Here is a 13,373-nt window from a genome sequence, read left to right as displayed (position 1 = left end):
CGGATGAGGAGCGCCGATGGCGGAGGAGTCGTGGCAGGGCACCAATCTCCCCCGGGTGGGCGGGTTCAACCGGGCGGTGGTGCTCGACGCGATCCGCCGCGGCGGCGGCGTCAGCCGGGTCGAACTCGCCCAGCGCACCGGGCTCACCGCGCAGACCATGTCCAACATCGTGCGCGCCCTGATCGCCGACGGGCTGGTCAGCGAGAGCGGGCACGCGCCGTCCACCGGCGGCAAGCGGCGGGTGCTGCTCCAGGTGGTGCCCGAGGCCTGCTCGGCGGTCGGGCTGCACCTGGACCCGGAGCGGATCACCGGCGTGCTGCTGGACCTGGCGGGCGGCGTCCGGCACACCGCGAGCAGGCGGGTGCCCGCGGGCGCCGAACCCGCCGCCGTGATCAGCGCGCTGGCGCGGACCTGCAAGCAGCTCGTCTCCCGCGTCGACCCGGACGAGGTGCTCGGCGCCGGGCTCGCCGTGCCCGGGCCGCTGGACGCCGCGCAGCGCACCGTGCTGTCCCCGCCGAACCTCACCGGCTGGCCCGCCGTCCCGCTGGCCGACGCGGTGTCGGAGCGGATCGGGCTGCCGGTGGTGATGGACAACGACGCGACCGCCGCGGCGATCGGCGAGCGCTGGGCCGGGGGCGAGCAGCGCGCCGGTTCGTTCGCCTACGCCTACCTCGGCTCGGGCGTCGGGCTCGGCGTGGTGCTCGCCGACCGGGTGCACCGCGGCGTCAGCGGCAACGCCGGCGAGATCGGGCACGTGCCCGCGGGCGGCACCCGGCTGTGCCACTGCGGTCGGCGCGGCTGCCTGGAGGCGTACTGCTCGATGCGCGCCATCGTCGCCGACTCCGGCGGCGGGGACGGCGGTCCGATCGCCGAGTCCTACGCGCGGCTGTGCCGCCGCGCCGCCGCGGGCGAGGCCGACGCGGTGAAGGTGCTGCGGCAGGCCGCCACCCGGCTCGGCCGCTCGCTGGCCGCGGTGGTCGGGATGCTCGACGTGGACCGGGTGGTGCTCGGCGGACCGGCGCTGCGCCACGTCGGCGACCTCGTCCGCGACCGGGTCGCCACCGTCCTCGACGCCCAGGTGTGGGCGCCGGAGGTCCGCCCGGTGCGGGTGCAGACCGCGCTGATCGGCGAGCACGCGGGCGCGGTCGGCGCGGCCTCGCTGGTGCTGGACCGCAGCTACTCGCCCCGGCTCACCACGCTGCTCGGCGCCGAGGCCCCGGCGTGAGCGGCGCGGGTCTCAGCGCAGGGCGCCGGTGACCGCGCGATCGGCCTCGGCGACGGTGTCGGCGAGCCACCCGGGCAACCGGTCGTCCGGGGCGTCGTCGGCGAGGTCGTCGGCGGTGAGCGAGATGACGTACTGGCCGTAGCGCAGCCACACGAACCAGCTCGCGCAGCCGTCGCCCCGGGCGAACTCCCGGCCGCAGAACACCGCCGCCTCGTCGGCACCCGTGTCCGGCTCGACCGGCAGCTCGTCGACCGCGTCGAAGAACTCCGCCTGCTGCTGCGCCGGATCGTCGCCGCCGAACGCCCGCGCGGCCCACAGCGGCGAGGAGAACCGGAGCGCGGCCTGCTGCACGTCCGCGCCGTCGGGCCGCTCCCACACCCGCGACCACCGCTCGTCGAGCCCGGTCAGCTCGGGGACCGCGCGGAGCTCGTCCGAGGTCACCCGCCAGTCCCCGGGTGCGGCGGGCGTCGCGACGACCAACCGCCGGGCCGGGACGTCGGCGCGCCCCTGGGCCAGCAGCGGCACGGCCCACGCGGCGAGCCCGACGACGAGCAGCACGACGACGCCGAGGACGATCCACCAGATCCGGCGCATCACTCGTACTTCCGCGCTTCCCACTCGTCGACCTGGGGCGCCCCCTGGTCCTCCATCTTGTCGATGGTCTTGATCATCTCCTGGTGGAACTGCTCCTGCGTCAGATCGTCGCCGTACTTCTCGTACAGCTCGATCCCGGCGCGCATGGTGACCTGGTCGCCCGCGTCGTCCCGGCCGGTCGCGCCCTCGCTGATCGACGCGCCCTGGATCAGCGTCTCGGCGTCGAAACCCGCCGCGGCGCCGACGTAACCGTAGTGGATGTTGGACCACATGTCGTAGCTGACCGAGCGCCCCTCCGGATCGCCCGGGATCTTGAGGTTGTACTCCTGCTGGACCTCCAGCCCGAGCTCCTCCTCCAGGATCGGTTTGTGGTCCCACTCCGCGCCGGTCTTGACCTGGTTGAACCAGTCCAGGAACGCCTCGGGCGTGGTGAGCTTGGAGTCGAGGTTCTCCCGCATCTCCTTGACCTCGTCGCTGCCGACGTTGCGCATCATCTCGTCGAACATCAGCTTCTCGGCCTTGTTGAACCGGCCCTCGCTGATCGCGGCCTCGGCCTCGGCGAGGGTCTGGTGGGTCGGCGCGTTGAAGTCGTGGTCCTCGGCGACGTTGCGGCGCAGCGCGGCGGCGGCGTTGTCGTCGGCCTCGGTGGCGTTGACCCGGGCGCGGTCGATCTCCAGCGAGATCTGCTGGATCTCCTCCTCGTTCCACCAGTCGGAGCCCGGGATCCAGCTGTCGGCCTCGACCTCGCCGGAGCCGCTGACCTTCAAGCCCTTGTCCGGCGCTTCCGTCTCGGCGATGGTGTGCAGCCGCTCCTTGGCCGTGCGGATCGCGTCGTGGGCCTCTTGGAGGATGTCGCGGATCCCGGTGGCCTGCGCGACCGCGTCGGCGAACTCCTGCGAGGTCTGGTCGATGAAGGAGATGGCCGCCGAGGCGTCCTGCCCGGTCCACCCGCAGGTCTGCACGGGCATGAGCACGGTTTCGTTCATGTCGGCTTCGAGGGACTTGAGCTTGCCGATCTGCTCGCTCCAGGCGTCGACGGCGGCCTTGAGCTCGTCCACCGGCGCGTTGTAGACGGATTCGTAGGACAGCATCGACTACCTCACTCGAAGTGCTGGGCGATCTCGGCCATCGACATCTCGTTCTCGGCCTCGGTGTACTCGTGGTCCTTCGCCGTGGCCGCCAGCGAGTCGGCGATCTTGGTGCAGGCCAGCTCCAGCGTGCCGATCTGCGTGCCCCACGTCTCGGAGGTCTTCGCGAGCGCGTCCCCCAGCGCGAAGTCCGCACCGCCGAGCGCCCGCGACGCCGCGCCCGACCCCTCCTCGGCGTGCGTGCCGTCCGACCGGACCCCGCCCGCGACGTCCTCGGCCGCCCCGGAGATCTGCGTCAGCTTCGCGGGATCGACCTGGATCTCACCTCCCCCGCCGCCGGCGGGCGGTTCGGAACCAGGATTGAGCCGATCGAAGATGCCCATGCGCCTCCACCCCACCAGGCCGCGAACAGAACACGATCGCGAGGAGACCCCCAGTCGGCCCCGCGAATTCCGGACGATTCATCCTGCCGCCACCCCGATGGGGGATCAACCCCCCGTTGTCCGATTCCGCCCGCGGCCATTCGGCAACGCCGTCACCGGTCCGGGAACGAGGTGAGGGGCACCCTGTACCACGTTACGGGGTGCAGGGTGCCCCTCACTCACTTCACGTTCGGGTGAGGGGCGTTCGCGGCGGCGACGATCAGGCCGGTCTCGTAGGCCACGACGACGGCCTGGGCGCGGCTGGTGAGGTGCAGCTTGCCCATCATCCGCTTGACGTGGGTCTTGACCGTCGCCTCGCTGAGCACCAGCCGCCGGGCGATCTGCGCGTTGGTCAGCCCGTTGCCGACCAGGCGCAGCACCTCGGTCTCCCGCGCGGTCAGGGCGCGCAGCGCGGAGTCCTCGACGGCCGTGGCGCGGTGGTGGTGCTGGGCGTAGGTCTCGACCAGCTGGTAGGTGATGTGCGGCGAGATCAGCACGTCGCCCGCCGCGATCGCGTGCACCGCGGTGATGATCCGGTCCGGCGGGGTGTCCTTGAGCAGGAACCCCGCGGCGCCTTCGCCCAACGCGGTGTAGACGTACTCCGGCAGGTCGAAGGTGGTCAGCACGATCACCCGCGGCGGGTCCTCCTGGTGCGCCCGGAGGATCTGGTGCGTCGCGCTGATCCCGTCCACGCCGGGCATCTTGATGTCCATCAGGATCACGTCCGGACGGGTCTCGGCGGCCATCCGCACCGCCTGGGCGCCGTCGGCGGCCTCGCCCGCGACCTCCAGGCCCGGCGCGGCCGTGAGCAGCGCGACGAGACCGGCGCGGATCAGGTCCTGGTCGTCGGCGACCAGCACGCGGATGTTCATGCCTTCCCCACCTCGTCGATCGGCAAGCGCAGCACCACGCCGAACCCCCCGGTCTCCCGCGGCCCGGCGGTGAGCGCGCCGCCGTAGAGCTCCGCGCGCTCCCGCATCCCGCGAATCCCGTGCGATTTCGGGGAAGTCCTGGACTTCGCGGGCGCGGCACCGTCGTCGGTCACTCCCAGGGTGAGCATCCGCTCACCGTAATCGAGCTCGATCCGCGCGCTGGCCGGTCCCGCGTGCTTGAGCACGTTGGTCAACGACTCCTGGGCGATGCGGTAGGCGCACAGATCGGGGCCCGCCGGGAGGTCTCGGGGCTGCCCGGTGGTCACCAGGTCGACCCGCAACCCGGCGCCGCGGGTCCGCTCCACGAGCTCGTCCAGCGACGCCAGCCCCGGTTGCGGGTGGTAGGCGTCGTCCGGCTCGGACGCGTCGTCGTCCACCCGCAGCACGTCGAGCAGTCGACGCAGTTCGGTGAGCGCTTCGCGGCTGGTGTCCCCGACGGTGTCGATCGCCCGCACCGCGGTCGGCGGATCGGTGTCGATGACGTACTTGGCGAGCCCGGCCTGCAACGAGATCACCGACATGTGGTGCGCGACGATGTCGTGCAGCTCCCGGCCGATGCGCACCCGCTCGTTGGCGACCGCCTGCGCCGCCTCCTCGGCGGCCCGTTCGGCGCGCTGCGACCAGCGCTTCGTGCTGTCGCCGAGCATCCAGACACCGGCCAGCGCCACCCCGGCCATCAGGCCGTGCGTCCAGACGACCTCGGGCACGGAGTGGAAGCCGTTGAACAGGATCACGGCGAAGGACAGCGCCCACATGGCCGCGGCCACCGGTCTGGAACGCAGGATGGCGACCGAGAACAGCCCGATCAGCGAGCCGATCCCGACGTTGGTCAGGCCGTGGCCGAGCAGGCCGCTCGCGGTGGTCGCGGCCAGGATGACCAGCAGGGTCAGCACCGGAGCGGTCTGCCGCAGCGCGACGGGCGCGGCGGTCAGCGCGGCGAGCACGTACGCCGACCAGTCCGGTTCCGGGGCGGGCGAGCCTGCCTGCGTGACGATGGCCAACGCGGTCAGCAGCACCGCGAGCAGCACGTCGGCCGCGGTGGTTCGGGGATTCGCCGGCATGGGCTCACGTTAGGCGAGCGCCTCCCCCGCGCGGACCCACCTCCGGGGGTATCCGCGGCTACCCCCGAGGGGGTAGCCGAAGATCCCGTTCCGGGGCGACGACCCACCGTGCTCGGCGAACCTACTGTTCCTCCCCATGAAGCGAACTTTCGTAGCAGCCGCCCTGATGATCGTCACCGCGCAGAGCACCATGCTGGCCGGGCTCGCCCAGGCCACCCCCGAGGCCGACACCATGCAGCGCGACGCCGACGCACTGCTGGTCCAGGGCGCTCCCGGCGTGCTGGCCGAGCTCGACACCCCGCGCGGCGAGGTCAAGGTGCGCAGCGGCGTCGGCAACACCACGACCGGCACTCCGGTCCCGTGGGACGCCAAGTTCCGGATCGGCAGCTACACCAAGACGTTCGTGGCCACGACCCTGCTGCAACTGGTCGGCGAGGGCAAGCTCTCGCTGGAGGACCCCGTGGCGAAGTGGCTGCCCGGGGTCGTCACCGGCAACGGCAACGACGGCCGCGCGATCACCGTGCGGCAGCTGCTCCAGCACACCAGCGGGCTGCCCGAGTTCATCAACGGGATGACCGACATGTTCGAGCAGGAAGGCTTCCTGCGGGAGCGGTTCACCAGCTTCGAGCCGGAGCAGCTCGTCGAGTTCGCGATGGCCCAGCAGCCCCTGTTCGCCCCCGGCACCTCCTGGGCCTACTCCAACACGAACTACATCCTGGCCGGGATGGTCATCGAGTCGGTCACCGGCAACGAGTGGGCGCAGGAGACGCGGGAGCGCATCATCGAGCCGCTGGGCCTGCACGACACCCACATCCCCGGCGAGTTCCCGTTCCTGCCCGCCCCGCACGCCGTCGGCTACGAGCGCTTCCCCGACGACATGACCTCGCCGAACCCCACCTACGGCCCGCCGATCGACGCCACGGCGCTCAACCCGTCCTGGGCCGGGGCAGCCGGTGAGATCATCAGCACCACCGAGGACGGCAACCGGTTCCTGCAGGCCCTGATGCGCGGTGAGGTGCTGCGCCCCGCCGAGCTCGCCGAGATGAAGAAGACCGTGCGCGCCGAGATGTTCGACGTCGTGTGGCCCGGTGCCCGCTACGGCCTCGGCCTGATGTGGGCGCCCAACGAGTGCGGCGGTTTCTGGTCGCACGGCGGCGACATCCCGGGCTTCATGACCCGCAACGGCGTCACCGACGACGGCAGCCGCAGCGTGATGGTCACCATCAACACCGACTCCATGCTGCCCGAGGAAGGCGCCCCGCCCGTGGCGGGCGACCACGCCGCGGACCTCGTCGAGAACGCCCTCTGCGGCACCCCCTGATCTCCGCTGACGACGCGGCGACGGCGCCCCCGCCGTCACCGTTCCGGAACGAGGTGAGGGGCACCCTTGTCCGAGTAACTTGGGCAAGGGTGCCCCTCACTCACTTCACGTTCGGGTGATGCCGGGTCAGGACGCGGTGGCCGGGGTGGGGCTGGTGGCCTTGACGGCGGCGGCGACGGCCTCGCCGAACGCGCGCATCCCGGCCTCGTTGGGGTGCAGCGGCGCGGCGGGCGAGGTGGGCAGCACGCCCTCGAACCACTTCTCGCCGATCGGGGCGCACACGTCGTGGCCGACGCTCATCGGCCCGATGTCGACGAACGTCGCCCCGTGCCGGGCGGACACCTCGGCCAGCATCGCGCTGATCCCGTCCACCGCCTGCTGGACGTAGGTCGCGTCGCGGCCCCAGATCGGCTGCCTCGGGTAGCAGCCGCCGGGCCGGATGTAGGTGCCGTAGCCGACCACCACGACGTGCGCCTGCGGCGAGCGCTGCCGGATGGTGCGCAGCGCGGCGTCGAACTCCGGCTCCACGGCGGCGATCCGCGCCGCCAGCTCGTCCCGGCCGCCCGCGGTGAAGCGGTCCGCGCAGGACCGGCCGATCGGCTCGGGCAGCAGGTTGATGCAGGAGATCGCGGCCTGCACCAGCTCGGCGTCGTTGCCGCCGATGGTGACGGTGACCAGGTCGGTGCTCGCCGACAGCGCGTCGTACTGCGGGGCGAGGAAACCGTGCTGCCGCCCGCTGAAGTCGTCGATCACCGCCCCGGAGCAGGTGACGTCGGTGAGCGCGGCGCCGAGCAGGTCGGCCGCCACGCCCGGGTAGTTCGACCGGGATCGCAGGCACAGCAGGTTCGGGTCCGGGTTCGGGATCAGCGGGCCGGCCGCGGCGGAATCGCCGAGCGCGACGTACTCGTAGGTGTCCTGGGCGGCGGCGGCCGGGGCGAGGAGCGCGGACGCGGCGGCGGCGGTGGTGACCGCGGCGGTGAGGCGGGCGGGAAGGCGCACGAGGACCTCCTGGTCAGGCGGACCTTCCTGAACTAGCACGCCCTGCGGCGCCGGACCGGACGAATCACCCGAATCCCGCGCGAAGTTACACCTCCCGGCGCAGCGATCTGGTGATGCCCGCCGCCACCGTGGTGGCCAGGATCCAGCCCGCGGCGATGAGCACCACGGTGATCCACTGCGAGCTCCCGTGCGCCTGCCACATCACGTCGTGGCCCAGGTTGATGATCGGCACGAGCTGGTCGACCGTGTAGAGGAACGGGTTCCACACCGGGTGGTCCTCCTCGTTGATCGGGCGCAGCTCGTGGAAGCTGAACCAGGTCGAGCCCGCCCCGGTCAGCAGCAGCAGCCAGATCAGCGCGCGCAGCGGGCGGAAGCCGTAGCTGACCGTCACCAGTTGCAGCATGCTCCACAACCGCACCGGCCAGCGGAACGCGGGCCGGGTCGCCGCCGCGATGGCCTGGTAGCGGCGGCGCTGCTTCTCGATCAGCACCGTGACCGCGTGCTCCTCGTTGCCGTTGCCCCGGAACACCTTCGCGAGCTGGTCGTACGGGCCGGGCTGGTACCGGCCGCCGGTGGTGCGCAGCCAGTCCAGCCGCTCCCGCACCCGCGCGGTGTCGGTCGGCTCCACCGGCTCGGAGAAGTTGTCGTAGCCGAAGTCCTCGACGTCCACGCCGCCCTGCGCCCGCCACAGCTCGGCGTTGTCGGCCAGCAGCTCGCACTGGGCGCGGCGCAGCATGATCCGGCCCAGCGGCGGCTCGCCCGGCACCAGGGTGAGTTCCTGGGCGACCAGCCCGAAGGCGTTGATCGCGTTGCGGGAACCGCCGTCGCCGAGCTGGCACCCCCAGAAGTTGGCCTGCCGACCGACCTCCGCGCGGCGCAGCTGGATCTCGCCCTCGGCGCGGAACGCCCGCACGTTGCTGGCCGCGCACACCAGGTCGCGCTCGATGTGCGCGGCGCGCAGGTCCACCGACGGCTTGTAGGCCATCCGGTGCCGGTGCCAGGCGGGTTTGGTGAGGTGGCTGGCGCGCAGGTCGACGTTCGCGCCGAACCGGGCGCCCTGGAGCTGGAGGCTGCCGAGGACGTCGGCGTCCCGGCACTCCAGGTTGCTGCCCACCTGCAGGCGGCTGGCCAGCACCGCGTCCGTGCGCGGACCGACCACCGTGCTGTGGTTGAGCTGGAAGCTGCCGTGCACGTGGACGTCGATCATCCGGAGCTGCCCGTGCAGCGCGACCCGCGAGGCCTCCAGGTTGCCGAGGATCTCGGCGCCGTCGATGTGCAGCGCCCGCAGCGGCTGCTCCACCGACGCCGACTGCGAACGCGACCAGCTCAGGTCGATGTGCGCGCCGGACATCCGCAGGTCACCGCCGACGTGCGTGCTGACCATCCGGAGGGTGCCGCCGCTGCGGAAGTTCTGGTCGATCTGGATGTCGCCCCGGACGCTGCCCCGGTCCAGGATCAGCGTGCTGGTCGGGTCGTCGTACTTGGACTCGCCGCGCTTGGGCGGCGGCACGCCCGGTTCCAGCACCGCGTCGCGCAGCCGCAGGTCGCCGCTGATGTGCGCGCTGGGCAGGAACAGCAGCCCGGCGGTGGTGAACGCCCGACCCGTGTGCGGGTCGACGTCGAGGCGCAGGCTGCCGCCGATCTGGATCCCGTTGCCGTTGATGGCGAAGTGGCCCCGGTTGCGCAGCGAACCGCCGGAGATCGTGAGGTTGCCGCCGACCTTCGCGCCGGGGATGCGGATCTCGCCCGCCGTCCGCAACCGCAGCGCCAGCAGCGCACCGGACACCGAGAGCCGGTCGGCGTAGATCGCCCGCCCGCCGGGGTTGCGCAGCTCGCTGTCGTTGAGCAGCAGCGAGCCGCCCAGGTCGGCGTCGGCCAGGTCCACGATGCCGTCGACGCTGGTGCAGCCGCGCAGCACGGTGTCGTTGGCGGCGTTGAGGTTGCGCGCGTTGAGCCCGGGGAACCGGCAGTGCCACAGCACCAGCCCGGCCAGCGTCGCCTGCCGCAGGTCCGGGGTGGTCTCGAACCGGCAGCGGACGAACTCCAGCAGGTACGGCAGGTCCGCCGCGCGCAGGTCCACCTGCCCGGTGATCACCGCGTCCTCGATGACGATCACCGGCTGCTGCCCGGTGCGGCGGGAGAACGGCCGCCAGCCACCGGCTTCCTCCAGCGACTCGATCAGCCGCCGGGTCAGGTACTCGCCGCGCAGCACGCGGGCGTCGTCGTAGTGCGGCGAGTGGACGTCCAGCGGCAGGGTCGCGCGCCGCTCACCGCGGCTCTGGCGCAGCGACTCGTCGAACCGGTGCTCCGCCAGGGACGTCGGACCGGTGCTGCTGTCCCACGGCCTGACCACCAACGCCCGCACCCCCGGATGTCCGCCCCGCTGCTCCACGCGAACGGTAGCCGATCAACTACCGCTACCGGTTCGGACGTGCGGCGGCCCCCGGGAGTTTCCCCGATCGGCAGGGTCCAACCGATCGGACCAGTCACCCGGGCGTCACCCTTCGGGGACATAGGTGAGGGGCACCCTTGTCCCAGTTACTCGGGCAAGGGTGCCCCTCACTCAGGAAAGCGTCACCCGGCTCGGGCCGGGCGGCGGCTCGGGGACCGTTGGGCGGCAGGTCGCCCGGCCGGGGTCATCGGACGTAGAGCTCGTACTTGAGGTTGCCGACCTTCACGATCATGCATTCGGTGACGTTGCTGAACCGCTTGAGGTTCCGGCACTCGTTGTGCACGTATGAGTGACCACCCGAGGTCACGTACCGCCACGTGGGCTCGGCGGCGGCGGCGATGCCCGGAGCGGCGGTGACCAGGAACCCGGCCGCGAGCGCGGCGCTGACGGCGATCTTGCGAAGCATGGGGACTCCCACCTCGAAACGTGAGCGGCGTCTCGGGCGCCGCTTCCGCTGCGATTCGACCAGCCCCGGACCGCGGTGCGGCCGGATGCGACCCGAAAGAGCGGCGGAAATCCACCATGTCGCCCAACGGCGGGCGCCGTGGTTCCACGTGGAACCACGGCGCCCGCCGCCTACTCCACCGCGTGCGTCGGGTCGAGGACGCGGGCGAGGAACGTCTTCGTCCGCTCCTGCTTCGGGGCGCCGATCACCTCGGCGGGCGGGCCCTGCTCGACGATGCCGCCGCCGTCCATGAACAGCACCCGGTCGGCGACCTCGCGGGCGAACTGCATCTCGTGGGTGACCACGAGCATCGTCATGCCCTCGTCGGCGAGCTGGCGCATCACGCCGAGGACGTCGCCGACCAGCTCGGGGTCCAGCGCCGAGGTCGGCTCGTCGAACAGCATCACCTGCGGGTTCATCGCCAGCGCGCGGGCGATCGCGACGCGCTGCTGCTGGCCGCCGGAGAGCTGCGCGGGCATCGAGTCGGCCTTCTCGGCGAGCCCGACCCGCGCCAGGTTCTCCCGCGCGACGCGCTCGGCCTCCTGCTTGTCCCGCTTGAGCACCTTGCGCTGCGCGACGGTGAGGTTGTCCAGCACGGACAGGTGCGAGAACAGGTTGAACTGCTGGAAGACCATGCCGATCCGGCGGCGCGCGGCGTCGATGTCGGCGTCCGGGTCGGTCAGCTCGGCGCCGTCCACCGAGACGGTGCCCGCGGTGGGCTCCTCCAGCAGGTTCACGCAGCGCAGCAGGGTGGACTTGCCGGAGCCGGACGGCCCGATGACGCACACCACCTCGCCGCGCCGCACCCGCACGTCGACACCGCGCAGCACTTCCAGCGACCCGAAGGACTTGTGCAGTCCGGCGATCTCGATCACGACGTCGCTCATGCCGCGCCTCCGTGTCCGGCCTTGGACCGCGCCCCGCCGCCGTACTTGCGCTCCAGCAGCACCGACAGCCGGGAGAGCGGGATGGTGATGATCAGGTAGCACAGACCCGCGATCAGGATCGGGGTCAGCGACTGGTACTGGTTCAGCGCGCCGCGGCCGAACTTGGCCAGCTCGTACTGGTCGGCGGACAGACCGAGCAGGTAGATCAGCGAGGAGTCCTTGGTGATCAGGATCAGCTCGTTGGTCAGCGGCGGCAGGATGATGCGGAACGCCTGCGGCAGCACCACGGTCAGCATGGTGCGGCTCGGCGACATGCCCAGCGAGCGGGCCGCTTCCACCTGGCCCTTGGGGACCGCCTGGATGCCCGCCCGGATGGTCTCGGCGATGTAGGCGGCGCCGACCAGGCCGAGGCTGAGCATCACCGTGGAGTAGATGTCGAAGCGGAGCTGGAAGGCGATCGGCACGCCGAAGCCCAGCGCGATGAACACCAGCAGCGCGGGCAGGCCGCGGAACAGCTCGATGTAGCCGGTGGCGATCCACCGGTACGGCGCGACCGGGGACATCTTCATCAGCGCGAGCACGACGCCCAGGCCGAGGCCGAAGGCGAAGCCGAGCACGGTGTAGATGACGGTGTTCAGCAGGGCGGTGGTGATCACGCCCGGGAACTGCGCCTTGGCGACCTCGACGTTGAAGAACGCCCGCCCGATCTGCTCCCAGTCGGCGACCAGGGCGAGCACGACCAGGACGACCACCAGCACCGCGTACTGGACCGCCCGGTTGAGCCTCGCGCGTTGCCGACGGCCCATCCCGCTCTTGGGCCGGTCGATCTCGGTTGTCATCGACCTCTCCTGTGTGTCTCGGCGCGCGGGTGGCGCACCGCTGGCGTTCCGGCGGGCCGGGCGTGCGGTGGGGGTGCCGCCGCGCCCCGGTCAGTATCGGGGGCCGGCGGTTCGCGCCGGCCCCCGGGGGAGGGCATCGCTCACTGCGGCCCTCACTGCGGTTTGGTGCCGAACCACTTCTCGTAGATGGCGTCGTACTCGCCGGATTCCTTGGCCTTGCGCAGGGACTCGTTGACCTGCTCCAGCAGCGCGGTGTTGCCGGTCCGCACCCCGATGCCGTACTGGTCGCCGGTGGGGAACTCGGTGGTGACGCGGGTGTCCGGGTTCTGCTTGGCGAAGTTCAGCAGCACGCCGTTGTCGTTGATCGCGGCGTCGATCCGGCCGGTCTGCACCGCGGTGGTCTGCAGCGCGAGGTCGTCGAAGACGATGATCTCGTAGCCGAACTTCTCCTTGTTCTCCTCGGCGTACTCGAAGCCGGTGGTGCCGACCTGCACGCCGAGCTTCTTGCCCCGGAGCTGCTCGAAGTCGGTGATCCCCGAGTCCGGCTTGACCAGCAGCGCCTGGGTGGCGTCGAAGTAGGGCTCCGAGAAGTCCATGTTCTGCCGGCGCTCCTCGGTGATGGTCATCGCCGCGGCCGCCACGTCGCACTGCCCGGTGTTGAGCGACTCACCGGACTGGATGCCCTCGTCGAAGGGCGCGTCGACGATCTTCTGCTCCACCCCGAGGTCGCGGGCGATGAGGTCGACGAGGTCCACGTCGAAGCCGACGATCTCCGGTCCCTGCGGGAACTGGAACGGCTCGTAGGGCAGGTGGGTGCAGGTGGTGAGGACCCCGGGCTCGATCAGGGCCACCCCGCCCTTGCCGGTGCCGCTGGTGGTCGGTTCCGCGCAGCCGGCCGCCGCGGCGGCGAGCGCCAGGGCGGGCAGCAGGGCCAGCGCTCGGGGAGTTCTGCGACGCGCCACGATGTCACTCCTAGTAGGTGGGAACGCAAGTTCTCGAATGGTGCCACTCGTTCAGGCGCAATCCCAGCCGCCCGGATTGCGAAGCCATCACGTCTTGCCGCCCCGAACCGACGCCGGATGGCCATCTCCGGGAAACCCGTTCGCCG

General features: G+C 71.7%; 13 protein-coding genes. 2 read left to right on the top strand and 11 right to left on the bottom strand.

Annotation, left to right across the window (positions count from 1 at the left end; genetic code table 11):
* Positions 1-16 precede the first annotated feature (16 nt).
* Positions 17-1,225 carry an ROK family transcriptional regulator gene (locus ABD976_RS02855; RefSeq protein ID WP_345356624.1) on the top strand — a complete coding sequence of 403 codons (1,209 nt, stop codon included), beginning with the start codon at positions 17-19 and terminating at the stop codon, positions 1,223-1,225.
* A 12-nt stretch (positions 1,226-1,237) separates the two neighbouring features.
* On the opposite strand, the gene ABD976_RS02850 is transcribed toward ABD976_RS02855, so the two are convergent.
* From ABD976_RS02850 to ABD976_RS02830, 5 genes are all read right to left on the bottom strand, one after another.
* A complete protein-coding gene (locus ABD976_RS02850) occupies positions 1,238-1,819 on the bottom strand; it encodes a hypothetical protein (RefSeq protein WP_345356622.1) in 582 nt (193 codons plus the stop codon).
* On the bottom strand, positions 1,819-2,910 hold the full coding sequence (locus tag ABD976_RS02845; protein WP_345356620.1) for a polymorphic toxin type 44 domain-containing protein: 1,092 nt from the start codon (positions 2,908-2,910) through the stop codon (positions 1,819-1,821). The genes ABD976_RS02850 and ABD976_RS02845 overlap by 1 nt, the downstream gene beginning before the upstream one ends.
* Positions 2,911-2,918: 8 nt before the next feature.
* A complete protein-coding gene (locus ABD976_RS02840; protein WP_345356618.1) occupies positions 2,919-3,290 on the bottom strand; it encodes a type VII secretion target in 372 nt (123 codons plus the stop codon).
* A gap of 218 nt (positions 3,291-3,508) precedes the next feature.
* Complete coding sequence (locus ABD976_RS02835) at positions 3,509-4,201, bottom strand: response regulator (protein WP_345356615.1); 693 nt, start codon at positions 4,199-4,201, stop codon at positions 3,509-3,511.
* Positions 4,198-5,322, bottom strand: a complete 1,125-nt coding sequence (locus ABD976_RS02830; protein WP_345356612.1) for a sensor histidine kinase — start codon at positions 5,320-5,322, stop codon at positions 4,198-4,200. The genes ABD976_RS02835 and ABD976_RS02830 overlap by 4 nt, the downstream gene beginning before the upstream one ends.
* A 136-nt stretch (positions 5,323-5,458) precedes the next feature.
* Here ABD976_RS02830 and ABD976_RS02825 point away from each other — a divergent pair, with 136 nt between their 5' ends.
* On the top strand, positions 5,459-6,643 hold the full coding sequence (locus tag ABD976_RS02825; RefSeq protein WP_345356609.1) for a serine hydrolase domain-containing protein: 1,185 nt from the start codon (positions 5,459-5,461) through the stop codon (positions 6,641-6,643).
* A 126-nt stretch (positions 6,644-6,769) separates the two neighbouring features.
* Here ABD976_RS02825 and ABD976_RS02820 read toward each other — a convergent pair whose 3' ends face one another.
* The 6 genes from ABD976_RS02820 to ABD976_RS02795 all read right to left on the bottom strand — a co-directional run bounded on the left by ABD976_RS02820 (position 6,770) and on the right by ABD976_RS02795 (position 13,227).
* Complete coding sequence (locus ABD976_RS02820; RefSeq protein WP_345356606.1) at positions 6,770-7,642, bottom strand: SGNH/GDSL hydrolase family protein; 873 nt, start codon at positions 7,640-7,642, stop codon at positions 6,770-6,772.
* Between the two features lie 85 nt (positions 7,643-7,727).
* Positions 7,728-9,995, bottom strand: a complete 2,268-nt coding sequence (locus ABD976_RS02815) for an oxidoreductase (RefSeq protein ID WP_345358667.1) — start codon at positions 9,993-9,995, stop codon at positions 7,728-7,730.
* A 283-nt stretch (positions 9,996-10,278) separates the two neighbouring features.
* A complete protein-coding gene (locus ABD976_RS02810; RefSeq protein ID WP_345356603.1) occupies positions 10,279-10,500 on the bottom strand; it encodes a hypothetical protein in 222 nt (73 codons plus the stop codon).
* Between the two features lie 170 nt (positions 10,501-10,670).
* Positions 10,671-11,426, bottom strand: a complete 756-nt coding sequence (locus tag ABD976_RS02805; protein WP_345356600.1) for an amino acid ABC transporter ATP-binding protein — start codon at positions 11,424-11,426, stop codon at positions 10,671-10,673.
* A complete protein-coding gene (locus tag ABD976_RS02800; protein ID WP_345358664.1) occupies positions 11,423-12,232 on the bottom strand; it encodes an amino acid ABC transporter permease in 810 nt (269 codons plus the stop codon). The genes ABD976_RS02805 and ABD976_RS02800 overlap by 4 nt, the downstream gene beginning before the upstream one ends.
* A 185-nt stretch (positions 12,233-12,417) precedes the next feature.
* The gene (locus ABD976_RS02795) at positions 12,418-13,227 is read right to left on the bottom strand and encodes a basic amino acid ABC transporter substrate-binding protein (RefSeq protein WP_345356597.1); all 810 of its coding nucleotides are present in this window, start codon (positions 13,225-13,227) and stop codon (positions 12,418-12,420) included.
* Between the last annotated feature and the right edge of the window lie 146 nt (positions 13,228-13,373).

It is taken from the genome of Saccharopolyspora cebuensis (assembly GCF_039542665.1).
Taxonomy (GTDB): Bacteria; Actinomycetota; Actinomycetes; order Mycobacteriales; family Pseudonocardiaceae; genus Saccharopolyspora; species Saccharopolyspora cebuensis.
The sequence above is the reverse complement of the archived record's forward strand: the minus strand, read 5'-3'. Positions and strand labels throughout refer to the sequence as shown.